Genomic DNA, 24,735 nt, shown 5'->3' on the forward strand with positions numbered 1-24,735 from the left:
TTCATTTTTCAACCTTCTTGTTGATTTTTTTTCTAGATAAAAAAAATGCGTACTTAGAAGGTTGATTTTCAAGATTGAAAATGTTGTTTTGGTCAATCCAAAACAGGCTTTTCTTTAGCCCTTTTTTAATCTTGGATAAAGTTAACATAAGCGTGTAAAAGAGGATCCTTAGAGGCTTTGTTAGCGCGGCTTAATACCATCTCTTCGATCATCTTAGATGAGAGCCTCTTACCTAACTGCACACCTTCTTGATCAAACGAGTTAATACCCCATAAAAACCCTTGAAAGGCTATTTTATGTTCATAATAAGCCATGAGAGATCCTAGTGTAAAAGGGTCGCATTTTTTTGCCATTAAGATGTGAGAAGGGCGGCCCCCTTCAAAATGTTTATTGGGATTTTGAGAGCTCTCCCCAGCTGCTAAACTAATTGCCTGCGCAATCATATTTCCTAGTAGCTTCTCTTGAGATAAGCTTTTATCTATTTCTAAATCAAATCCATAAGCGGGCTCTAAGAAGCCGATAAATTCTAAAGAGGCAAGAAGATCTCCTTGATGAAGCAGCTGAAAAAAAGAGTGTTGTCCATTTGTTCCTGGCTCTCCCCAAACAATAGGGCCTGTAGGATAGCTCACTTTTTCTCCCTGCCGGCTGATGTGTTTACCGTTAGACTCCATACTTAGCTGCTGTAAATACGCGGGAAAGCGAGATAGCGCTTCACTATAGGGAATCACAGCTATAGTAGGGATTTTTAAGAACGAGTGGTTCCACACGCCTAAAAGCGCTGCAAAAAGAGGAAGATTTTCATTAGGAGAGACCTTAAGAGCGATTTGATCCATCTCATACGCGCCTTCAAGAAACTGTAAAAAAGAGGCATACCCTAAGATGAAGGATAACACAACCGCTCCTACCATCGATGTGACGGAAAACCGTCCTCCAATAGAGTCCCAAATGTAGAAAACCTCTCTATAATAAAGAAGATTGTCCATGAGGCTCTTCTCTTCTGTTACTGCAATGAGATGCTGTTTGGGATCAAGACCCTCTTCTTTAAGCCTTTCTCGAATTAACGCCTCATTTGTGAGGGTTTCAAGAGTGGTTCCTGATTTAGAAACGATCACAAAAAGGGTCTTTTTAAGATCCAAAGAATTTAAGATGGAATAACTTGCATCTGGGTCAATATTTGCGATAAAGTGAGCCTCTCTTCCTTTGATGCCATATGGTTTTAGCGCCTGATACACAGCCTCTGGGCCAAGTGATGACCCTCCAATTCCCACCTGGACAAGTGTGGTAAAATCCATAACTTCTGTTAAAAATTGCTGAAGACGGGTCAGCTCTTGTTGATTTTTTTCAGCGATGAAGCTAGCTTTTTGAGATAAAGGAACCTGACCTTTAGGGATGCGGAGCGCTGTATGCAGCACGGATCTATTTTCAGAAGGGATGTTCTCTAGCTTATTAATCACCTCTCCAGATTGCATCTTAAGCATCCACTCAAGCGCTTTTTTCTCCTCTGCAAACGCAAAAAGCTGTGATAAAATGGCCTCTGTGACAAGCTCTGTTGCATAGGAGAGTTTAAAGGCGCCAGCTTCTAATTGATAGCTCTTAACCCGAGTTGCTGTCAGATCTTCTCTTAAATTAGGTACGCACTGAACACATTGCTCTAAAGGATGGCTTAGCATCTCTTATCTCCTATTTGATTACTTCTTAACCCAAAGTGGTATTTTGCTCTATTTTTAAAACTTCGTTATTGATGAAAAGGGGTGAAGTGAGCTATACTGACTCCTGTTCGGAGCATAGCGCAGCTTGGCTAGCGCAACTGCTTTGGGAGCAGTGGGTCGGGGGTTCGAATCCCTCTGCTCCGAACTTTATCACACTCCCTCCAGCGGCTTCAAATCCACAGATTTGCCGTTTTCCGTAAGCTGAAATTGTCTCTTCAAATACAATGATTTCATCAAGTCCATTCCATAACTCACTGAGCTGCCTTTCAGGAATCACTTTAATCTTTTTATGGGCGTTTTGAAACGTGCTTAAAAGCGTGGTTAATCGCTCCTGAATACTCAGAGAAAACAGTTCATCAGAAGGAAGAACGACCCCGATGGGAGATTCCTCAGGTGTTAAGGAGAGCTCTAGATAAGAAAACCGCTCTTTAGAAAGAAGATAAGCCATCTCACCAAGAGGTCTTTTCAGCGGATTACTAAAAAGAGCATAAGGAACTGCTTCCTCAGGTAAAAAAGAGGCTAACCTATGTAAATAATCTCCTAAGAGAGAAGCTAACTCCCCCTCTGATAAATTTTCTTCAGAAACAGTGAGAGTTGAGAGCACTTCAATAGACCCTTGAAATACAACAACACCCTGACAAGAATGCTTAATAAGAGGCCACACTTCTTTCGAAAAATGCTCAAACGCCCTCACAAGTGCATAAAAAATAGAAGTGTCATTTAAAAAAAAGGGACCTTCATCAAAGCCGCAATTTAGATGAACATAGAAAGGCTCTTCTAAATTCAGCATATCCCCAATCTCTTCATCCCAATTAAGATCCGAAGAGGAAGAGGCATAAAGTGTCACGATTGCCACTTAAGACTCCTCACGGATAAATTTCATATACCGTATTTCTTTCCCTTTTTGTCTCCACAGCTCTTCAAAAAAGGACGTGCCATACCCTTCTAAGCTTGTGACATAGTGAGGAGAAGCAAAAAAAGAGCCCCAAGAAGGGTTTTCTAACACTTCATCCATCACTTGGTGACTATACACTGCGTCATCTGTGACAACGGTTAAACACCCGTGAGGCCTCACTGTTCTTGCTAAATGGCGCACAAACTCTTGTTGAAAGAGTCTATTTTTTGCATGTTTCAGTTTAGGCCAAGGGTCAGGAAAGTTAACATACACCTCATCTACTTGATGATCCTTCATATAATCTTTAATGAAAATATGTGCATCTCCATACACAACAAGGAGATTATTGAGTCTTTTTGTCCTTTTTTTGGACCAAATCTTTTGGGTTCTATCAAACCGCTTTTCTACAGCTATCCAATTAACAGAAGGGTCTTTTGCTTTTTCAGCTAGCCATGTTCCATTTCCTGTGCAATATTCAATGTGAACAGGATTTTGATTACCAAAGATTTCTTCCCATGAAGGAAGTGTCCAGCTTGTATGCTGATCATAATGCGGAGGGATAAAGAGAACCCCTTCATGAAGGCAAGGTTTACGCTCTTCCCAAGTGTAAGGATAGGTCAGTTTATAGAGTGTCATACGGCATCCATTTTACCCCAAAGATACGTTTTGTTGCCTTAGGAACTATCTTTTCATTCATTTTAAATAAAATACTACCTATTAAAAAAGAGCATTAAACCGGGGCCCTTCTTCAAGACCTCTAGAAAATATATCTTAAATACCTCTTCTCTTAAGATAGGATTAAATAGTGATTTTATTTCCAGAAACAATTTAAACTCTATCGTGAAATAGCTTGTATTCATAAGGAACTTATGTCGATTGAAGTAGAAGAAGAACACCCTTTTTTAGATCTTGATCAAACCATTTTCCCCCATTTTAAAAATCTCGTGACTCCTTCTTTAAGAGAGCTTTATGAACGTGTCGAGCGCGCAAGACAGAAGAAGATGATTGCCTACACCTTAGGAAGCGCTGCAGCTGTTGCAAGTTGCGCTCTTTTAGCAACAGCTACTTATCTACCCATAGCACCGCTTGCTCTTGTGGCTATCAGCTGTTTTATGTATGGTAAGATTCAACATAAGCCTAAACCCTATCTCATTTTATCGATTGATGGAGGAGGTATCCGAGGTATTATCCCTGCTCAAATGTTAGCGCATATTGAACGGATGGTAGGGTGCCGTATCGGAAGTTTATTTGACTGCATTACAGGGACCTCTATTGGCGGGGTTTTAGCTCTTACACTTGCGCTTCCTGACCCTCAAAACCCTAGATATCCGAAAAAAAGCGCAAGAGACATGGTTCATTTTTTTCTTAACTCAGGCCCTGCTGTCTTTTCCAATACCACTTACGAAAGAATCAAAGGGATTGAAGGAGTGAGAGGCCCTAAATATTCTAATGAAAGTTTAAAAAATCTCTTAACTCAAGAATTTGGAGAGACAAGGCTCTCTGAAGCTGTAACTGATGTTTTAGTTCCCAGCTACGATCTTGCCAAGGGAAAGCCTCTCATTTTTTGCCATTTTAAAGATGATAAAACAAAGAAATCTTTCCTGATGCGAGATGTAGGACTTGGAACGACAGCTGCTCCCGTGTATTTCCCCTCTCACTCCATTCAAGATAATGGTCATTCACTCAATCTCATTGATGGCGGTATGATTGCCAATAACCCCTCTTTCCTTGCCTTTATGAAAGCAGCCGGCCATATTGAACCTGGCCGTGATATTTTCATCTTATCCCTAGGAACAGGAAACGCCACTTGGAAGTCCATTAGTCATGAAGAGTCTAAAAACTTTGGGGCGTTTCAGTGGCTTCCTATGATTTTTAATCTCCTCTTTCAAACGTCAGAAAAAATGCTCACCCTGCATTTTAAAAATATGCAATACCGAGATGGAAAGAGCTTTTCCATGATCCGGCTTCAACCTTCTTTAGACAGCCCTGAACAAACAGTCTTAGACAACACTTCAAGGCAAAACATTATCAACTTAAACAATATTGCTATTAGGTACTGTGCAAAAAATAAAGAGTGGATTCAGAAAGAAATCGTGGAGCCTTTAAAGAAGCATGGGGTCTCTCCTTTGCATGAAATAGAAGAATTTGAAGAACAGCATCCTATTGAGCTTGACGATTATACAGCAACCATTTATCCTTAAGACCTCTTTGCCCAGATGGTGGAATTGGTAGACACAACAGATTTAGGTTCTGTCGCCCAAAAGGTGTGTAGGTTCGAGTCCTATTCTGGGCATCTTTTTTTATCTCTCTTAATTTTGATGCCTCTTTAAACTAACAAAGAAAAATTGTAATCATTCAGTCCCCTCCCTTCTGGATGAGTTTTCTGTCCCTTTTTACAATAATCGTCAAATCGCCTGAGAATATGTTGATCAAGCTAGAGGCTCTTACAATAGATTCCCTCCACGAGATTTTAAAAACTTTCCCTCAATGAGCACCCTTTATATTCGAAGTTATCTCTTCAAAATACGTCAGTAAAACGGAAATATTTGAGATATAATCCAAGAAAATCCTTATCTCTTGGCAAATCTTTCTAGAGAAACTCCTTCCTCTTTTTAAGAGGCATTTGAAGGGTTATTTTAAATCCAAGATTATCTAGAATGGATAACGTTGTGAAAGCTGCAAGTTGATCATAGGTAAGCTCTTTTATCTATTTGATAACTGCCGTGAGTTGCTATCTCTTGTAATCTACTGAAAAGTAATGCTCACTATTCAAGCTTCCCTTATTTTTTTGAAAAAATATTTTCTCATATTTTTAAAGAGCAGATTTCAATTAAAACCGATTGTTTTAGCTATTTGGATAAGGTGTTTGATAAAAAATAAAGAGGGGATAAAGGCACATCACATAAGCCTTGAAGAAGAGCTCTTCAAAGCTTATGCAGTTAAAGAAAGAGTTATTTGAGATGTTCTGCAAAGAAGGAAATTGCAGATGTTGCAATCTCATCATGAATCTTTGAGCGGTCAACAGTTGGAGAGTCAAAAGCGACTTTCTTATCTAAAAGCATTTTTCCTCCCTTACTCACTTCATTCAAGAATACATAGTGACTAGCGCTTCCAGGAATTAAGCTTAAGACAGCTTTTTTAATCTTTCCGGCTAAAATTTTTGGACTCGAATCAAAAGGAACTGTTTGATCCCCTTCTGCTGCGACAATGTAGACAGGAATAGAAATTGACTGCAAGCTTGCCCCATCAAACAGATAGCCAAGAGCTGGAGCCATTAAAAAGGCGGCACTCACTCTTGGATCTCTATAAGAGTTAGCAGCTGGTGAAAAGTCAATCGCTCTTAATACCTCTTCATTAACTGTTGTAGGAATTTGATCCGCAGGAAGCTTACTCATATCGGGTTGATCAAAATGTGCAACTCTTCCCCCAGCAATCCAAACACCTGTTTGACCGCCTAAAGAGTAGCCCACAAATCCAATACGCTGTGCATCGATATGGTCTTTAAATTGCTCCATTTGAAATAAATTATCAATCACCGAAGAGATATCTTTAGGTCTTTCCCAGATTTTAATGAAGCTATCAACAATTTTGTTATTCCATGTGTTACCGTAGTGATCAACGGCTGCTACGATGTAGCCATTTGCAGCTAGAGTCTCTGCGATCCACGATGTGTTCATTCTATCGCCCCAGTTCCCATGAGACATCACGATTAAAGGGTATTTTTTTGAGGAAGTTTTTAAAGGAGCGTCTCTAGCTTCAGCGCATCTTACCCAAAGCCCTTCCACTTTAGCAGCGGTTGTTGCTTGATCAACCGGGTACCAAATTTCTGTGACAAGAGGTCTCTCTCTTGCTTCATCATAAAATCTAACGGTCGTAATGCCTGTTTTAGATGGATGTAAAACACGGTCTAGAGAACACGGCTTTTGACAGCAGCTTAATCCGATTAAACAACCGATAGCAACAGCTGCAAGTGATAGATAAAGTATCTTTCTTTTCATGGCTAAGTATCCTTTTATGATTCAAACAAGTCTCTCTGACAAAGCAGTGAGGTGAAAGGAGTAAGTTTAACCGATTATCTAGTTTCTTTACACTGTAGCTTTTATTTTCCTCTCAAAAAAATAGTGATACTAGAAAAAGAGTTGCCGATATTAAATAAAAAAACTATTTTGCAATTCAAGAGAAGACGAGATAAATAACCCTCAATTTTATACACTATGAAGGTGCTAATGACTCTCTTGCTTTTCTCTATAGTTAAGAAAACTGATCATAGCGACAGGACCTTATTACCGATGTATCTATTGTTTCAAAAAAAAATCACATTTTTTGTTCTTTTTTTAGCTCTTTTTGCTTGTGAAGTGAAGCTCTTTTCCGAGGAGAAGAAAACCGTTCTTGTGTTATGCAGTTATGGCGGATATGGCCACCAGGCAGCTCTTCAAACACTTGATCACTTAATGGGAGAAAAATACCATATCAACGTGATCTACCCCATCGATGAAATGAACATCTTTGGCGTCAAATCAGGGGAGCAATTTTATAATTTTATGCTCCAAACAGGGTGGATTAAACCGGTCAATTTCATTACAAAACATATCGCCCCTAAGCTCTTTCGCTCAAGAAGATCGGCCATTACCTCTTTAATTAAACGGCATATATCACAAACTCAGCCAGATCTGATCATCTCTCTTATTCCCTTTATCAACTTATCTGCTAGTGACGCAGCGCATGAAATGAGAGTCCCCTACCTTGTTGTTACAGTCGATAACGATTTACAAACATGGGTGCATGGCCTTCAGCAAGTGGATCACCCGCATTTCAAAGTGACGGTGTCTTCAAGCGATAGAAAACCTCGGAAAATGCTGAAAGATCGCCATATTGCAAATCATCTGATCCAAACAACAGGACTTCCCATACGGGAAGATTTTTTTACTCCTAAAGATCAAAAGCGTATTAAAGAAAACCTCGGCATTGATCCTCATCAGCCTGTCATTCTTTTAACCTGCGGCGGAGTAGGAGGAAAACAAACGTTAAGCTACACAGAAGAAATCAGCAAAATGCCGCTTGGAGCTCATCTCATTGTGTGTGCAGGAAAAAATGAAGCGCTCATCCACTCTTTAGAAAAACTGACTCTTCACCCTACAAACAGGCGCACGGTGATGGGTTTTACCTCAGAGATTGCCGATTTAATGGCCATTTCTGATCTCATTATCACCAAATCTGGACCTGGAACCATTACAGAAGCGATGACCCTAGAGCGTCCCCTTCTCATTGATGCAACGGGGTCCATTTTAAGATGGGAAAAAGCCAACATTGATCTTGTTAAAGAGTATAAAGTAGGGGATGTGATTCATCATCTAGATGAACTTGAGCCTCTTTTAAGAAAATTTCTCTTTGATTCTGAAGTTCGCCATGAGATTCAAAAAGCGTACCATTTGGTGCCTCCTAACCGATTTCAAGAAGAGATCATTCCGCTCATTGAATCGATGTGTCTTTTAAAAAGTGACTCCCCTTACAATGAAGGATAAAAAATGAGGTCTTTTGATGAAACAACTCGCTCCTTACGGTCTATGGACCTCTCCCCTTCATGAAACCCACCTGACAGAGGGGCAAAAACGGCTAGGGACTATTCTCATCCAAGATGGCTCTATCTATTGGGATGAAGGAAGACCTCAAGAAAAAGGGCGTGTGGCCCTCATGGAAAAAGCCCCTGACGGCACGGTCATAGACCACACGGGAGGCTCCATGAGCTGCCGGACCCGCGTGCATGAATACGGGGGAAAGTGTTTTGCTGTAGCAAATAAAAAAGTTTATTTTGTGAATGACACGGATCAAAGAATCTATGCCGAGGGAAATCCCCTCACAGAGCCCGGTATGCGGTGTGCGGATTTTGTGATTCATGAAGATTACTTAATAGGTGTAGGAGAAAAAGAGGGAAATAATTTTCTTTTCTCTCTTCACCTCCCTTCAGGCGCCTTTTATCAAGTAGCATCTGGTCACGATTTTTACGCCTCACCTACCCCCTCTCCTTGTGGAAACCAGATTGCTTACCTCACCTGGGATCACCCCCATATGCCTTGGGAGTCTTCACAGCTATGGCTAGGGAGTCTTAAAGAGGGGCGTATTGTCTCTTCTAAGTTAATAGCTGGAGGAGAAAATATCTCTATCCAACAGCCTCTCTTTTCAAGTGATGGAGTACTTCACTGTATCAGTGATGAGAGCGGATGGTGGAACATTTATCAATACATCCATGAAAAGTGGATACCCCTTCACCAAGAGGCAAGAGAGTTTGGGCTCCCGCTTTGGCAGCTGGGACTTTCCACCTATACATTTTGTCAAAATCAACTCATTGCAGCTTCTCAAAAAGAGGGCCTATTTACCCTCTTGAATGTCACAACACAAGAAACACTTACTCTTCCTTGGACATTTTATACACAGCTAAGATCGGAAGGGTCCACCTTAGTTTTTATCGCAGCTTCTGCTACAGAAGGAAAGAGCCTCATTCGTTATGATCTTTTAACACAAAAAATGGAAACCATCACAAAAGAACAAGAGGTTTTTTTAGATCAAGAGATGATCTCTCTTCCTCAAATGATCTCTTTCCCCTCTCATCAAGGAAGAGCTTGTCACGGAATCTATTACCCTCCGCAAAATGCGCTATGGCGCGCCCCTTTAGATACAGCTCCCCCTTTACTAGTGATCTCTCATGGAGGCCCGACATCCCAAGCATTTCCTCTCTTTGATCTAAAAATTCAATTTTGGACCTCAAGAGGGTTTGCAGTCATTGATGTCAACTACGGGGGAAGCTCTGGCTATGGAAGAGCGTATAGAAACTCTCTTCAAGGGGAGTGGGGTGTTATGGACACCCAAGATTGTGAGGCTGCAGCCCAATTTCTCATTAAGCATCAGCTTGTAGATCCTAAGTACATTGCTATAAGAGGGTCTAGCGCTGGAGGATACACCACACTTGCTGCCCTCACCTCATCTCCTATTTTTACAGCAGGGGCTAGCTACTACGGTGTGTCTGATTTAAAACTTCTTGCCAAAGAGACACATAAATTTGAAGCGCACTATCTCGATTTTCTCCTAGCTCCTTACCTCTCTCATCAAAAGCTCTATGAAGAGAGATCCCCTCTCCATCAGATTCAAGGGATTAAGTGCCCTATCATCTTTTTTCAAGGAGAAGAAGATACGGTTGTCCCTCCTAATCAAGCTAGGCTCATGCATGAGGCTTTAAAGCACCAAGGGATTAAAACTAAGCTCATTCTCTACCCTCACGAACAACACGGCTTTCGGCAGGCAAAAAATATCCAAGACTCCTTAGCCCAAGAGCTAAACTTTTATTTAACCGTGTGGGGGCTAAAGCCGTAAAATCATCTTTTGTTCTCTCAGATTCTTTGAATATTCATCCCCCTACACAATAGAGGGTTTTGAAATGGTTATGATGGTAGCTATTTTTGCTCAAAGCAAAAAGGGCCTAATAGAGAGTGCTCACTCCAATTGTTTTAATGCCTAAGAGAGTCACCTCTTCAACGATGAGTTCAAACTGATCGATTCTAACAGTTTCTCCAAGAGTTGGGATATGTCCAAGCGTGTGGATCATGAGCTCTTCTAACGTTTTTTTACCGTGCCCATCAAGGTGGACATGATAGGTTTGATTAAACTCTTCAATTGATTGATGACTGGGAAACGATCTATCCACAACAACATGGCGCGCTCTTGGGACAATCTCTTCAAATGACATCCAGTTGTCATCTAATCCAAAAATTTCATCAATGATTTCATCAAGAGTTAAAATACCAGCTGCTCCCCCCTTTTCATCTAGAACAACAGCCACACTTTGGTTGTTATGCCGAAACTGTTTTAAGATGGAGAGTATCGGATCTTTAGTGGTAATGAACCAAGGAGCTTTAGCGTAATCACGCACTTTTTTCTGATCTGTCAGCCTAAGAAGATCTCTTGGGTAAATAATGGCCATGATATTAGAGGGGCTCTTTTGAAAAAGAGGCACAAAAGGAGAGTAGTTTTTCTCTAACAAAACTCTTAGCTCTAAAAGAGTAGCTGTGGAAGAGATCATCACAATCTCTTGTAAAGGCTTCATGAGCTCTTTAGCTGTCATCGTCCTAAGGGCAAAGATTTTCACAGATGTTGTGTTAAAATCTTCTTCATCTTTTTCCTCTAAAATCTTTTGCAGCTCTTCGCGGCTTAAAGAGAGCCCTCCCTTTTCTGAAGATCCAATAAGTGAGTGTACCATTTGACAAAAAAGATCAAAAAAATCAATGAGCGGTTTTAAGATAAAAGAGATGGCATAAAGAACTGGAACCCCAATCATTGCGGCATGCTCTGCATACCGTCTTCCAGCAAAAAGCGGGGCAATTTCTGCAAAGATGATCACAATAATCACTTGTGTTAGCGGTGCAAAGTCAGGATCAAGATTTAGGGACTCGTAAAGCCTTCTTGACGCTTCTGAACCAATTAGAAGGCTTGCATTAATGCAAATGAGAGCGCTTCCAAATAGCCTGCCCGGATGCTGCAAAAGATCATTTAACCAAATCGCTCGTTTGATCCCTTTGCTGACATAGTATTGAAGACGCACTTTATTAAAAGAAACACACGCCATTTCGACCATCGCAAAGAACCCTTGCGTCACTAAACAGAGAATAATTAAAAAAAGAAGCGCTTGTGAGGAGAGGTTCATCGTTTTGTATGCATCCTTCGAATATAAATGCGCCGCACCCTTGTAGGGTCAGCAGCTAGCACATGAAATAAACAGTTTTCTAACACCATTTTACTGCCGCTTTTAGGAATATCTCCCATCTTTCCTGTTAAATACCCCCCAACTGTCACCATGTGATTTTCAGAGGGAAACGGTTGATCAAAGAGCTCTTCTAAGTCGTTAAGTTCCATTTTTCCGCTTGCAATGATGACATCTTTTCCAGAAACCGTGTAAAGGTTTTTCTCATCCCTCCTGTCAGCAATCTCTCCAATCACCGTTTCAACAAGATCTTCTAATGCAATGATGCCGCTGACGGACCTGTATTCATCAACCACAATCGCAAAGGACTCTTGTCTTGAATAAAACTGTCTAAGGAGAAGACGTGCCGGGATCGTCTCAGGGACAAAGAACGGTTTTTCAATCACCGTTAAAAGATCTTCTGCTTTATGGATGGACTCTTGATGAAGAAAAAACTGTTTACTTGTCATGATTCCAATGATTTGATCAAGCCCCTTACGGCATACCGGAATGCGGGAGCACTCAAGGTCTACAAAAAAATGGACTAACCGAGAGAGCGGCTCTTCTAGCTCAAAATGCAGCACCTCTTCCCTAGGACGCATCTGCTCTTTAACGGTGGATTCTTGAAGGGTTAAGTACCCCCTGATCAGCTCTCCCTCTTCTGCTTGAAGGACTCCATACTCCCTAGATTGCCTAAGAGCGTGTCTCAGCTCATCAATCGAGATTTCTTTTTCTTGATGCAGGAAGAAAAACACAAACCGTGAAACGCCGTTTGTGATCCACACAACGATTTGCCGAAGCGGCTTAAGAAGCTTTTGGAATATAAAAATGATAGGAGCCACCCGTTCTGCAATTTTCACACCGCTCACGAGACCAATCGATTTGGGTAAAATATCTCCAATAATTAGCGTTAGCACTAAAGGAATACCGACATTCACCATCCAACTCGATGTTTCTGCAAAAATGGAGGCGCACACATTTTGAATCAAAATATTTGTGGCAATATTAAGCATAATAATGGTGACAAGAAGGTCACTTGGAGAGGCAAGAAGATCAGATACAAGTCTTCTTCTTGGATGAGGATCTGTTTTATACGCTTTAATCTTTAAACTTGAAAGGGAAAAAAGAGAGGTTTCTGATGCGGAAAAAAAAGCTGATAAAAACAGCAGCAAGAGAAGAGATACAATAAATAGGGTCATAATATAGGAGTGAATATTTGTTTACTCTGTAAGAGTCTCTGGGGAATGCCTCCATAAAGAAAAGAGGGGCAAAGGTCTTTACTAAAGTGATCTTGATCAAAATTACCGTTCATCTTATCAGAAGTTATCACACCTTAAGAATTATTGTGAAAATAGATCTTTGTTTGCCCATGCCGCACCATCCCCAGCTGCCGCTTAAGCACCATTTCCACCCACTCAGGATCAGACTGGCTTTGAATTTGAAGAAGGAGCTCTTCTTGCGAAGAGATCGCCTCTCGTTTCTCTTCCTCTAAAGAGTTTAGCTTCACAAGAAGGAGCTGATAATTATTTTCTTTCTCCTGAATCATGAAAATTCCAACAGCTGCAGCCAGACACATCCCCAAATAAAAAACCCACCGAAAACGGCCTGTTTTCTTAAGAGAGGGAGCAGGTGGTGAGAGGGCAGCTCTTTTCATCCTAGAATCTATTGTATTGGAAATATTTTTTTACTGAAGGCTTTTTTTCGAATAAAATAATAAGGCTAATAATCAATAAGATTCAATGTGCAAATTCCAAGCCGTCAATAAATTAAGCGATTGGCAAAGTAATGCGCGTTTGTTTCATATATTTACCTCCTCTATCTGCATAAGAAACCTCACACACATCTTGCGCTTGATAAAATAACACCTGCGCTAACCCTTCATTGGCGTAAATCTTTGCAGGAAGCGGTGTTGTATTAGAGATTTCAAGCGTCACAAACCCTTCCCACTCTGGCTCAAAAGGAGTGACATTCACAATGATGCCGCACCTTGCATAGGTGGATTTTCCTAAACAAATGGTCATTACGTCTCTAGGTATTCTAAAATACTCCACACTTCTAGCGAGTGCAAAAGAGTTCGGAGGAACAATGCAGTAGCTTCCCTCAACATGCACAAAAGCGTTATCCTGAAAGTTTTTAGGATCGATTAAAGAGTTGTTAAGATTTGTAAATATTTTAAACTCCCCTGCCACTCTTAAATCATATCCGTAGCTAGAGAGTCCATAACTAATTACTTTTTGCCCTTCACAAGACCGAATTTGTTCATCGACAAACGGCTCAATCATCCCTTTTTTAAGAGCCATTTGACGAATCCATGTATCTGATTTAATCCCCATCTTCATCTTCCTTATGTTGAATACCCGCTTATTTTGGGTACAATCCGCTAAGCGTTATCCGAAAGATATAGCGAGGCAATTCGTTTTTTGCTAGAGTTTTGTTAAGAATTTAACCTTAAGCTATCAGGAAAAAGAGTTCATGCGCATCTTTTTTTCCCTAAAAGTTTATCTAATCCAAAGCCTATGAACGAGCAAAGCTTTATCCAGTCCTCTTGGTCTAAACCGGATGAAAAACTTGAGACAACACTAAGACCTCAGTCTCTAACAGATTTCTTTGGCCAGGAAAAAGTGAGAGAGCGTCTCTCTATTTTGATGCAAGCTGCAAAAACAAGAAAAGAGCCGCTTGGACATGTGCTCTTTTACGGCCCGCCAGGGGTGGGTAAAACCACACTTGCCCATCTGATTTCTAAAACCATGGGCACTCAGCTTGTTATCACTTCAGGGCCTGTCATTGAAAAAGCGGCAGATCTTGCAGGGCTTTTAACCAAGCTTAAAGAAGGCGATGTCCTTTTTATCGATGAGATTCACCGCCTTTCTAAAACCATTGAAGAGTATCTTTATCCTGCCATGGAAGACTTTTGTCTTGATCTTTTGATTGATACAGGTCCAGCTGCAAGATCTGTTCAGGTAAAGCTCAATAAGTTTACGTTAGTGGGAGCCACCACCCGTGCAGGCCTCCTCTCTTCTCCTTTACGGTCAAGGTTTGCTTTTTCTTCAAGGCTTGATTACTACGACGCTGAAACTTTACAGAAAATCATTTTACGGTCTTCTTTAAGACTCAGCACACCCATCGATGAGGATGCTGCATATGAAATTGCCCTCCGTTCAAGAGGCACTCCCCGTATTGCAAATAATTTACTTAGGTGGGTTAGAGACTTTGCCTTAATTCAAAAATCAGACCGCATTCATCAAGAAATCGCTGTTTTAGCGCTTGAGCTTCTCTCTATTGATCACTTAGGTCTTGATGAAATGGATAAAAAGTTCCTCTCTGTCTTGATTGATCATCATGAAGGGGGGCCAACTGGCATTCAAACCTTGGCTGCAGCTGTTGGAGAAGAGTCTGAAACCCTTGCTGAAGTGTACGAACCGTATCTTGTCTTGCAAGGATTTATTAAACGGACTCCAAGAGGCCGTGAGGCAACACGTCTTGCCTATTTACATCTAGGAAGAACTCTTCCCTCGAAATTTAATCAAGGAGAACAACAATGTCTTTAAGACATCTCATGACACTACTCATTGGAGGACTTGGAATGATGTGTAACCTCATTTCCTCTCCTCAAAGTACAGATTTTTCCCAAAGAGTAAAACCTGCCACTCTAAAAGTGTTGCTTCATAAGGAAGTGCCTCAAGTTCTTCTGGAAGTGAAAGGAAGACACCACATTTATAATCCCTTAAATGGCGTGGAAATGACATGGGGAGTAGTGAGCCGTAAATTCCCTTTAAAGTCCACTGAATATGGTCTTCACTGGGGAGAGCAGTTTCCAGGCACTTTTCATTTAAGGTTTGTTCCAGGGGATTCACAAAGCTCTGTTCTTGTGAACGGCATTCAATATAGAGGATGCGTTGAAGTATCTTTAAATGACAATCTGTTTACTGTTGTCAATGAAGTAGACATTGAAAGCTATCTTAAATCCACGCTCTCTTCAGAATTTACAGCGCCTCTTCCTGATGAAGTGTTAAATTCTGTCGCCATTGTGGCAAGAACCTCTGCTTATTTTCTTGCTAAAGAATACCCAGAATCCCCTTGGCATGTTGTGGCAAGTGAGTGTGGCTATCAAGGCACTTCGATGCTTGCAAAACCGTATATTGATAAAGCCGTCAGTGCAACTTATCACGCCATCCTTACCTATGATGATAAGCCGTTTGCAACATGTTGGACAAAAGATAGCGCAGGGCAAACAGTTGATTTTGCAGCGATCTTTAGAAAATCTTTGCAAACACCTCCTGGTATTTTTAGCCCTATTGCAAAAAATCACAGAATAGAGTCCAAGTGGACACTCACCTGTTCTAAGGCGCAGCTAGAAGAAGCGACACGGTTTGCTAAAATTTCAACCATTGATCTTTATATCGTTCCTGACTCTTCTAAAGTGTATGGCATTAAAGTGTCTAACGGCCATCAGGAAAAAGATTTTGATTTTATCACCTTCCAAAAGCTGATCGGGCCTGAGCTTAAAAGTAACGATTTTGCTCTAGATGTGCGGGAAGATAGCTGCACCTTTACCGGTTATGGAGAAGGGCCTGGCGTTGGTCTTTGCCTGTATACAGCTAAAATTTTGGCAGAGAAAGGGGAAAAAGCGCCTCAAATCTTGCACACGTTTTACCCTGATACAAGACTTGAGAAGGTAAAGTCTTTATAAAGAGAATCTACCTAGTATTCACCTTCACCTGAAGGATTACTCCTAGAGAAAATTCCTCTTTTCAGATACACTATTTTATTGCTGGGGACCTTATAGAAAGTAGAGGCCAGAACCAGGTTAGGGCCGGAAGGCAGCACCCTTAAGGGCTCACCTATTTGCCATAAGCCCTCTCCAGCATTTCTTTAGAACTTGAGTCCAAGTCCAGATGTCACCCCGTGAAAAATTACATATCCTTTACGGCTAGGTAATCCTGTTTCCCAATTAGGGATGAATTGCTGAGAAGAGAGCGCTATGCCATATATCCCGGTTGCTTGATAACTAGTAATAAACTCCATATTTGAAGAGAGGTTATAACAAAGACAAAGTGCCATATCAGCTACAAAAGGAAAGGAAAATTTTTTCTCTTGATTTTGTCCTACAGTCACCGTGTCATTTAAATCTCGCCAAAGCATCTTTTGAGAAATCGTATTAACACCCACTCCTCCTTGAGCCAAAATGCTCCATGTTAAATGCCTCATGGGATGCACATGCATCACTCCTCCTAACTGAATAGCTGGAATAGTGTTGTAGCTCTTCACCGTGTAGGGACTAGGGACTTTATCTGCTGTATAACTTAGCACCATATTTTCTTGAAGTGAGAGGTATTTAACGCTTCCCCTATAGGCGCAGGAGAAATAGTTTTTCCCTGGAGGGGTTATAAAGCGGGTTAGACTCAGCTCTCCTTGCCAAAAAGCTGAATGATACACAGCAGAGGCTGCATTTGCATTTTCAAAATCTGTCCCCGTATTCATTACATTAGGCGGTAAATAAGCAAAAGAAAGAGAGCCGGTATCACTCCTAGAATAGTAAGAGGTCTCAGGATGGATCCATAAGTAAGAGAGCTCAATTTCTGTCTCATCTAATCGGTATTGAAGAGCTGTTTTAAATCCAGGCTCAAACTTAAAATGGTGATGAAAATCCCCCAGTACTGTTTTAACACCTGTAGATAAAGAATTATCGATGATAAATGGGGTATTATGGGATTGAATCCGTCCAAAATAGGCAGCCTCTACGTAGCAGCTAAATGGTTCTCTTGCGTAAAGAGAGGGCGGTATGAGCGCAATAAACGCCCCTAAAAGAGATAGCATTGATGTTTTCATGTAAAACTTAAAATAGCAAAAAATGTTTTATTCACAACATTTTTATCTTCCTATTCTTGAAAGTAACGTGTCATAACCCTCTTCTTTTTTGATGAATAGCTTATCCGGTAGCTTTTTTTCCCCCATTTAGTCTTTAGATGGAACCTATTTTTGTCCTCTCTTAAAGAGCTTCAAAAAGCCCTCTTCTCTATTATTTAAATCACTTGATTCAAGCTTTAACAGTTAATAAAATGTTCTATTAGGATGATAAATAATAGTTATTCGTTTATAATAGCTGGAAAAATGACAAATTTAATTAAAGAATTCATCTATTCCCTCTCTCCTTACTATCACATCAATGATTCTCTGTCTTCAAATGCCTCTGAAAATCAAGACAACTCTTCTTCTATTGAAGAAGAAGTCATACCTCTTTTACCTGGTCTTAACTTAGCGCAATCCGTCATTAAAAACCTCACTAAATCAGCCATTCAAAACCAAATTCATAAAACACTTGAAGCCCCGTCCCCTGGTGTGGAAGAAGCGTTAAATGACTTAAATGCTTTAATTCAAACCATCAAGCAAAATGAACAGGTAGCTGATGAAACGTATCCGCATCTTCTCAAGTTTCTTGGTGAATGTTCGCTTAACACCTCTTTGGTATACCCCTTTTTAAAATTCCTCTCCCCAAAGCAAAAAGAGGATTTATCTTCTCTTAAACAAAAAATTCAATCAAACGCTCTATGTTATGATGACTTAAAGACTTTAGAAGAAGCCAAGGCGATTGTCTTAACGTTAAGAGGAAGACAAGAAGGGGTTGTTCAAACAGTTACAAGAGAGCTAAAAGACAAAGTATCTTTGCAATTTAAGGCTCTTTTAGGCATATCTCCTGAAGATTTTGATAAAAACCTCGAGCTCAAACAACAAGCTAAACAATCCAATCTCTATCTTCATCAACTCCGTAAGCGAACGCTTCAGCAGCAACAGATTGAAAGTAAACCTGTTCCTGTGGATCTTCTTTCTGCAATTGAAAATCAACTTTTTAACCTCAGTAACCTCACCGCACAAGTTCTTCTCATTAAGTTTTTATTCCCAGGCGATACTGCATCGACTCTCTTTCCTGAGATTTATCAAACAGCTCAAGAAATGCAAAGCCGTCATGCCAATATGACAGAAGAGATGGCTTTTAAAGAAATTCTTACCTCTACTTACCATACAAAAAATCTAGATGATCAAAAATATCCTACGCTTTTTTACCGTATTTATTTGCAGATTCATCTCCATATCACACTTCCTATTCTCAGATTCTACATTAATCATGTCTTTCAACAGCTTAACAAAGATTTATCTACACTTCTTAAAACCTCTCCGGATCAAAAATTTGAATATCTCGATGCTTGTGTCTTAAGTCCTTTGAAAAATCACTTTTCCACGGTTCAAAACTTCTTAGATAAGAAAATTTGTCAGTCTCAAGAGATTTTTCTAGAAACAACAAGAGATAGTGTACAAAATTTCCTCTCTGAAATTGCCATCAATGGAAAATCACCTCAAAAGCTTCTCAGTGAGCTTTCAGAATACCTCTCTTCTCGCTATATTCCGCATCTTCCCTGGACGAAGAAAGTTAAAGAAGCGACCTATTGCCCTATTGATCCCGTGCAAAATATCGTGATCAATATCTTTCTCTCTTGCCTCAATCTCATTTCAACATCTCTCATCTACACCGTTATACGCCCTGTAGAATTGATCATGGATATCCTTTGTAAAAAACTGATTGAACAGATTGTCAAAAATCACGTCCTCCCCTCTATGCTCCCTCACCCAGCAACTTCTTCTCAAAATCCCTCTCACTCTCCCTTTAGACATCAAATTAACTTAATACTGTGGCAAAATTTTGCCAGTTTAAATAACCGGGATAAATCAAATCTTGATGAAGAATTTGCTCCCTCACAACCGATTCTCTCTTCTTTAAGATATAATCAAATTAAAGAAGTGATTGACCATATTCTTAAAGCGATTGCTTTAGAGCATTCAATGAATGATCCGCAAAAAATTGATCAAACACTGCATCATAAGATCTCTTTAACCTCTCTTCCAGCCAATCTTCACCAAACTCTCATGGAATACATATCTCCTGCAGCGTCTGTAGAAGTGATTAAGATTTTAGAAAACATTATACAGCAAGATTTCCTTTCTAAATTGCTGTGGTCTGCTCTAGAAAATGGCCTCACCATTTTAAAAAGACCTCCTGTCACCATTTCTAAAGAAGAGATGGAATTTGCGGAGATGGCACGGGTTGATGAACTCCGGGTCACAGTAGAAAAAGCTGTTGAAGAAGCGATTCAAATGGCTCTTAACCCTGCAGAAAAAATTAACCGTGAAATCAGAAGAGAAATTCAGATCTTATATCATGAGATCAGCTCCTTTACGATGCTTGCCACCCACTGCACCATTGAAAAGTCTCAAGAGCTTGTGAAGAAATGGACAAAAATTTCTCACCATGTCGCTCACATGAAATTTTGTGAAAAAGAGCTTCTTCAAATCATCATCTTTGAAAAAGAGTTAAGAGAGCAATTTTTAGATCAAACCAATGAGCTCAATAAAGCGATTCAAAATATTCAATCTCTTTATAACCAAAGTGATTCCTACACAAAAATTGCGCATTTTTTAGAAGATCAATACCGCGTTCTGAAAGAGACTCCTGATATCAAAGCCAATCAAATTTTAGCCTCTTTAAATTTTTTAGAAGTCCGTCTCTCTTCTCACCTCTACTCTGATAACTTAGGCATTCGGTCTTTCCTCAAAGAGCTTAAAATCTTCATCAGAAATACCAAGAACTATCAACTCCTGACAGCCCCTGATATGCATTCTGAAGAAGCGTTTCAAACCATTTTTACCCAGTTTAAAGAGCAGTTACAACTGATTAAATCAACTCTTCATGAACAAGCAGATCACTATTTAGAAAATACAGAGATCTCTTTACAAACAGTTGTCAATGCTGCAACTCCTCTTGAAGTTTGGGCGCAGTCAATTACACCTCCTCGCCTTAAACCTCAAGATATGGGATCACTGTCTCAAAAAGTGAGTGAAACGCTCGGCCCTCAATTTAAAACGATATTAACGCATTTTTTAATGAACGATATCAATACGCTCATCAATATGCTAGATGCAAAAGCCAAACCCAACCACTGGAATGCGCTTCTTTGGAGAGGTGTGGGATCTTATTTAGCGAGTCCCTTACAGAAAGTGTAAAACCGTGTTATGATGGATTCCTATTATCCATTGAATAGGAATGCCTCAATGAACTCAGCTACTTACCCAAGGCACTTTACAGCAACTGCCTATATCATTTCTCATGCAGAAGTGCTTCTCATCTTTCATCCCAAACTGCATAAATGGCTCCCTCCTGGAGGGCATCTGGAAGAGGGAGAAACGCCTCCTGAATGTGCCTACAGAGAAGCTTTAGAAGAGACCGGTATTGAAATTGAACTGATTCCTCAAGAAAACATCTGGATTGAAGAGTGGAATGCTAAAAGCATCGTAAGACCCTACATGTGTCTTTTAGAAGAAATACCGGCTTACAAAGAAACGCCCGCTCATCAACATATCGATTTCATCTATCTTGCAAAACCTATTGGAGGAGAACTCTCTTTTGGAGCCAAGTGGATGAGCTTAGAAGCCATTAACCTTTTACAAGATGATATAGAGATCTTTAAAGAGACAAAACAAACGCTTAAGCACCTCTTAGAAAATAAGATTTAGCGCACTCTAATCCCTCTATAAAAAGAGGTTTAATCATAAACTCTTCTTTAATCTTTCTTTTATAAAACATCTTATCAAGACGCTTCCATCCAAATACAAAGGCTATCTTTTAAGCACAAGATAGCCCTCATGAAGTTGTAATACCTGGTATGATATACCTTGAAGTGGCACGGGGTGTCAAGACCAAAAATTGCAGTTTTCTAAGCTAAGTTGTTATTGCTCTATTTTGCTTGTCCCAAAGTAGACTGCTGATGGTGTCTGATATTTAAGTCCTTGGTGAGGTCTATCTTCGTTATAAAAATTAAAGTAGTCTTTCAGTCCTAGCTTCACCTCTTTTAGGCTTTCGTATGCTTTGAGATAAATATCTTCATATTTAATGCTTCTCCAGAGCTTCTCTACAAATACATTCTCCAGAGCTCTTCCCTTCCCATCCATACTGATTTTAATCCCCTTTTTCTCTAGATGATTTGTAAACTTGAGGCTTGTAAATTGCACATCTTGGTCTGTATTAAAAATCTCTGGAGATCTATTTTTTAACCCTCTTTGTAAAGCCTCTAGGTAAAATTCCGTATCAAGGACATTTGAAAGCTCCCATGCAATCACGTATCTACTAAACCAATCAATAATCGCAAATAGATACCTAAACCCTTTTAACAGAGGAATATAGGTGATACCTGACCTGTTTACACTAAGGAGCTCGCATTGCCTTCGCTAAGATCACCACTTAGTTGAAGGCTCTATAAGCTTTCTTCTTTCACTTACGTCAGAATCTTTAATTTTTTTTAAGCCACTCCACTTCCATTTTTAGTCTGCCAATTTGCCTGGTAAGCTCTAATTTTTCTTTTGTTTCTAGGAAAACTTCCTTAGAATTTTTTGACCGTTTTTCAAAAATCTTAGGACCTTCTTCTAAAAATTGCTTTTTCCAGCTAGCAAGAAGTAAAGGATGAACTTCTAAATCTCCTGCTAGCTTAAGCCACCCGTTTTTTCACCTTTTAAGATTCCCATGACAGCCTTAAGCTTAAATTTGGCTGAATGAATTCGTCTTTTTTTGGACATTTTCTGTCTCCTTTTTTAGGGAGATTATAAGCTTAAAAGTCCTTAAAAAATGGTCCTAATTTTCCATACCATTATACTTTTACCCTTTCATTGTCCAAAGAATGATTGTCGTTTTCTTCCTGTTTTTGATGCTCTATTAAAGCTTTACGGGCTTTTTCTAAATTAGAATAAGCATTCTTTTCTTCTACTTTATGCCTTAATTCTAGAGCAATTTTTAAAGCCTTTTCATGATACTTGATTGCTTTAAGATACTCTCCTAAATCGTGATAGCTAGTTCCTAAATTGCTATAAGCTCTTCTCTTCCCTACTTGATCTCTTAATCCTAATGAAATCTTTAAAACTTTTTTGTGATGTTCGATTGCCTTATGATACTCTTTTAAATTATTATAGCTTGTTCCTAAATTACAATAAGCTCTTGCTTCCCCTAATTGATCTCTTAATCCTAATGAGATTTTTAAAACTTTCTCATGATATTCAATTGCCTTATGGTACTCCCCTAACCTGTGATAGCTAATTCCTAAATTGCTATAGACTCTTTTTTCTCCAACTTGATCTTTTAGCTCTAACGCGATCTTTAACGCCTTCTCCTGATATTCGATTGCTGTATGGTACTTTCCTAACCTGTGATAGCCATTTCCTAAATTGCAATAAATTCCCCCTTCCCACACTTGATTTCTTAGCTCTAGCGAGATCTTTAAAGACTTCTCATAATACTCGATTGCCTTACGACACTTTCCTAACTCCCTATAGCCATTTCCTAAATTGCAATAGAGACTCCCTTCTTTGACTCGGTCTCTTAGCTCTAGGAAAATCTTTAATGACTTCTCATAATACTTGATTGCTTTACGGTACTTTCCTAACTCCTTATAGCCATTTCCTAAATTGCCATAAGCTCTCCCTTCTCCTATTTGGTCTCTCAACTCTAGGGAGATCTTTAAATCCTCCTTATAACACTTAACCGCCTTCCAGAATTTTCCTAAACCCTCATAACCATTTCCTAAATTACCATAAGCTCTCCCTTCTCCTACTTGATCTTTCAGCTCTAGGGAGATCTTTAATACCTTTTCCTGATACTTGATAGCCTTATGATATTCTCCTAACCTTTGGTAGCTCTTTCCTAAATTTTCATAGGCTCTTCCTTCTCCTAATTGATCTTTTAGCCCTAGAGCAACCTTTAAAGTCTTTTTATAATATTCAAGTGACCTCTGGTACATTCCTAAGTCATAATAGCTTTGTCCTAAATGGTTATAAGCTTTCCTTTCTCCTATTTGATCTCTTAATCCTAGAGCAATCTTCAAAGCCTTTTCGTGATATTCGATTGCTTTATGGTATTCTCTTAAATCGTCATACACATTTCCTAAATTACAATAAGTAATTCCTTCTCCTACTTTATCTTTTAGGGTTAAGGCACTCTCTAACTCTTTTTCATGGTATTTGATCATTTGATAGTGCTCTTTGAGGAAATCAGATGACTGAATGGTATAAGAAACTAGCTTGCTTTCTTGAGTATCGCTATCTTCTTTCTCATTTAAACTCACTTGCAATTGAAAAGCCTCTTCTCTTGAAATGAGCCTAAAGCCGTTCCCTTCTCTTAAGAGGTATAACTTAGTTTGAAGATCTTGACCTAATTGAGAAATATCCCCTTCATATTTTCTCCCTTTATAAAGCTCTCTTTCAAGTGCTTCTTGAACTTTAGTAAGAGTATCTGAAGTGACAAGTGATAGAGAGTAGAGCCTAGTTTTCTGACTTGAAGAGTGAGAAGGGTGCAAAGAACACTTGATTAGCCCTACTTCACTTAAAATTCTTTTAGAAATCTCCATTGATTATCTCCTAAAATTTTCAATAAATATTGTGATATTAACGATAATACTATATTTGATCGAGATTTTTTGAACTAAAAAAATCATGTGGATTGAATCATGATTTAGCCTTAAGAAATAGCCCCTATTGCTTAAGACTTAATTTTTTGCAACATATGAAAGAACTAAACCTTGTTGCCAAGCTCTAGCACACGAATAAATAAATTGTTTGATAGATATGAAATCTATAGGGGTTTTCTAAAAATACTCTCTAGAAGTCTTATAAATCCCCTACTCATTCCAAGTATTTGAGTGTCAATACCCCTTCAAAGACTACATTACTGCATTCCCTCTATTGTTTTACGTAAATAATATTCTAGCGTCTTTTCATCTTTGATTTCAGCGTGGAGAATGCTTCCTGTTTCTCTATCGGTCATAAAGTAGAGCTTATTCCACTTTATTGTGACATTTGGTCTAAAAGCTTTCCTCTTTTCTTTCCCATAAAGCCTAAGACCTCTCTTATCTAACACAATATCTGTGACTGTATCTCTTTCCATCATATTTTCAGGAGGGGAAGTTTTCACTCTTCTATATAGCTGTGTATACGAAGGGGATTTTATAGGTGCATCTTGAAAATCTAGAATAGATCTAAAAAACCCTTCAGAGGCTCTTAGAGAAAGATTAAATTGCATTTGCAACATATGCACCCTTTGCATCAAAGAGTCAGGATAGGTAAAAGGGTGGCCATTTTTTTTAGACTTAGGAATCTTTAAATCTTTTAAAGCTTAGAGGATCTATCCAAACAGTAATTTTAAGCGCATTCGCTAATGTTTTCTCATCTACAGCTTGAGTGTTGGGAGTTAGCATCCATTTTCCTTTTTTAATATAAAATATTACCTTCCTTCTTTTTCTTTAATCAATAAAAAACTCTCTTTTTTTAAGCTTTTCTCTAGAAAACATCTAGCTCATCTAAAAAATATTCTA

At 39.3% G+C, this 24,735-nt stretch carries 18 protein-coding genes and 2 tRNA genes; 9 read left to right on the forward strand and 11 right to left on the reverse strand.

The features are described 5' to 3' along the window. Positions 1-125: 125 nt before the first annotated feature. Entirely contained in the window at positions 126-1,670 is a 1,545-nt protein-coding gene (locus ACI7T6_RS04305; protein WP_404665160.1) for a glucose-6-phosphate isomerase, read from the reverse strand. A 108-nt stretch (positions 1,671-1,778) separates the two neighbouring features. Here ACI7T6_RS04305 and ACI7T6_RS04310 point away from each other — a divergent pair. After that, positions 1,779-1,853: transfer RNA gene (locus ACI7T6_RS04310), tRNA-Pro, on the forward strand. A 712-nt stretch (positions 1,854-2,565) separates the two neighbouring features. Here ACI7T6_RS04310 and ACI7T6_RS04315 read toward each other — a convergent pair. Next, the gene (locus ACI7T6_RS04315) at positions 2,566-3,240 is read right to left on the reverse strand and encodes a tRNA (guanine(46)-N(7))-methyltransferase TrmB (protein ID WP_404665161.1); all 675 of its coding nucleotides are present in this window, start codon (positions 3,238-3,240) and stop codon (positions 2,566-2,568) included. 233 nt (positions 3,241-3,473) lie between these two features. Between ACI7T6_RS04315 and ACI7T6_RS04320 the strand changes: the two genes are divergently transcribed. Then, positions 3,474-4,805, forward strand: coding sequence for a CBASS cGAMP-activated phospholipase (locus tag ACI7T6_RS04320; RefSeq protein WP_404665162.1), 1,332 nt, complete (start codon positions 3,474-3,476; stop codon positions 4,803-4,805). A gap of 9 nt (positions 4,806-4,814) precedes the next feature. Continuing rightward, positions 4,815-4,897, forward strand: a tRNA-Leu gene (locus tag ACI7T6_RS04325). Positions 4,898-5,555: 658 nt separating this feature from the next. Here ACI7T6_RS04325 and ACI7T6_RS04330 read toward each other — a convergent pair. Continuing rightward, positions 5,556-6,602 carry an alpha/beta hydrolase family protein gene (locus ACI7T6_RS04330; RefSeq protein ID WP_404665163.1) on the reverse strand — a complete coding sequence of 349 codons (1,047 nt, stop codon included), beginning with the start codon at positions 6,600-6,602 and terminating at the stop codon, positions 5,556-5,558. Between the two features lie 291 nt (positions 6,603-6,893). On the opposite strand from ACI7T6_RS04330, the gene ACI7T6_RS04335 reads away from it, so the two are divergent. Together ACI7T6_RS04335 and ACI7T6_RS04340 are read left to right on the forward strand one after the other, a co-directional pair. Beyond that, positions 6,894-8,126 (forward strand): glycosyltransferase, encoded by a 1,233-nt coding sequence (locus ACI7T6_RS04335; protein ID WP_404665164.1) that lies wholly within the window; start codon positions 6,894-6,896, stop codon positions 8,124-8,126. Between the two features lie 16 nt (positions 8,127-8,142). Continuing rightward, a complete protein-coding gene (locus ACI7T6_RS04340) occupies positions 8,143-9,969 on the forward strand; it encodes an alpha/beta hydrolase family protein (RefSeq protein WP_404665165.1) in 1,827 nt (608 codons plus the stop codon). Between the two features lie 106 nt (positions 9,970-10,075). Here ACI7T6_RS04340 and ACI7T6_RS04345 read toward each other — a convergent pair whose 3' ends face one another. The 4 genes from ACI7T6_RS04345 to dcd form a co-directional block, all read right to left on the reverse strand. Further along, positions 10,076-11,296, reverse strand: coding sequence for a CNNM domain-containing protein (locus ACI7T6_RS04345; RefSeq protein WP_404665166.1), 1,221 nt, complete (start codon positions 11,294-11,296; stop codon positions 10,076-10,078). Next, entirely contained in the window at positions 11,293-12,531 is a 1,239-nt protein-coding gene (locus tag ACI7T6_RS04350; protein WP_404665167.1) for a hemolysin family protein, read from the reverse strand. The genes ACI7T6_RS04345 and ACI7T6_RS04350 overlap by 4 nt, the downstream gene beginning before the upstream one ends. 134 nt (positions 12,532-12,665) lie before the next feature. Then, the gene (locus ACI7T6_RS04355; protein WP_404665168.1) at positions 12,666-12,986 is read right to left on the reverse strand and encodes a hypothetical protein; all 321 of its coding nucleotides are present in this window, start codon (positions 12,984-12,986) and stop codon (positions 12,666-12,668) included. 112 nt (positions 12,987-13,098) lie between these two features. Then, complete coding sequence (gene dcd, locus ACI7T6_RS04360) at positions 13,099-13,665, reverse strand: dCTP deaminase (RefSeq protein WP_404665169.1); 567 nt, start codon at positions 13,663-13,665, stop codon at positions 13,099-13,101. Positions 13,666-13,848: 183 nt separating this feature from the next. Here dcd and ruvB point away from each other — a divergent pair, with 183 nt between their 5' ends. Further along, on the forward strand, positions 13,849-14,880 hold the full coding sequence (gene ruvB, locus ACI7T6_RS04365; RefSeq protein ID WP_404665170.1) for a Holliday junction branch migration DNA helicase RuvB: 1,032 nt from the start codon (positions 13,849-13,851) through the stop codon (positions 14,878-14,880). Continuing rightward, positions 14,871-16,022, forward strand: a complete 1,152-nt coding sequence (locus tag ACI7T6_RS04370) for a SpoIID/LytB domain-containing protein (RefSeq protein WP_404665171.1) — start codon at positions 14,871-14,873, stop codon at positions 16,020-16,022. The genes ruvB and ACI7T6_RS04370 overlap by 10 nt, the downstream gene beginning before the upstream one ends. A gap of 182 nt (positions 16,023-16,204) precedes the next feature. On the opposite strand, the gene ACI7T6_RS04375 is transcribed toward ACI7T6_RS04370, so the two are convergent. Continuing rightward, entirely contained in the window at positions 16,205-17,161 is a 957-nt protein-coding gene (locus ACI7T6_RS04375; RefSeq protein ID WP_404665172.1) for a hypothetical protein, read from the reverse strand. A gap of 282 nt (positions 17,162-17,443) precedes the next feature. Here ACI7T6_RS04375 and ACI7T6_RS04380 point away from each other — a divergent pair, with 282 nt between their 5' ends. Both ACI7T6_RS04380 and ACI7T6_RS04385 read left to right on the forward strand, forming a co-directional pair. Beyond that, complete coding sequence (locus tag ACI7T6_RS04380) at positions 17,444-20,386, forward strand: hypothetical protein (protein WP_404665173.1); 2,943 nt, start codon at positions 17,444-17,446, stop codon at positions 20,384-20,386. A 48-nt stretch (positions 20,387-20,434) separates the two neighbouring features. Further along, positions 20,435-20,896 carry an NUDIX hydrolase gene (locus ACI7T6_RS04385; RefSeq protein ID WP_404665174.1) on the forward strand — a complete coding sequence of 154 codons (462 nt, stop codon included), beginning with the start codon at positions 20,435-20,437 and terminating at the stop codon, positions 20,894-20,896. 213 nt (positions 20,897-21,109) lie between these two features. On the opposite strand, the gene ACI7T6_RS04390 is transcribed toward ACI7T6_RS04385, so the two are convergent. From ACI7T6_RS04390 to ACI7T6_RS04400, 3 genes are all read right to left on the reverse strand, one after another. Beyond that, on the reverse strand, positions 21,110-21,568 hold the full coding sequence (locus ACI7T6_RS04390) for a transposase (protein ID WP_404666133.1): 459 nt from the start codon (positions 21,566-21,568) through the stop codon (positions 21,110-21,112). Between the two features lie 455 nt (positions 21,569-22,023). Further along, on the reverse strand, positions 22,024-23,772 hold the full coding sequence (locus ACI7T6_RS04395; RefSeq protein ID WP_404665175.1) for a tetratricopeptide repeat protein: 1,749 nt from the start codon (positions 23,770-23,772) through the stop codon (positions 22,024-22,026). A 317-nt stretch (positions 23,773-24,089) separates the two neighbouring features. After that, entirely contained in the window at positions 24,090-24,518 is a 429-nt protein-coding gene (locus ACI7T6_RS04400) for a transposase (RefSeq protein ID WP_404666134.1), read from the reverse strand. Positions 24,519-24,735: the final 217 nt, after the last annotated feature.

The sequence above is a fragment of the Rhabdochlamydiaceae symbiont of Dictyostelium giganteum genome (assembly GCF_964291045.1).
Classification (GTDB): Bacteria; Chlamydiota; Chlamydiia; order Chlamydiales; family Rhabdochlamydiaceae; genus PALSA-1444.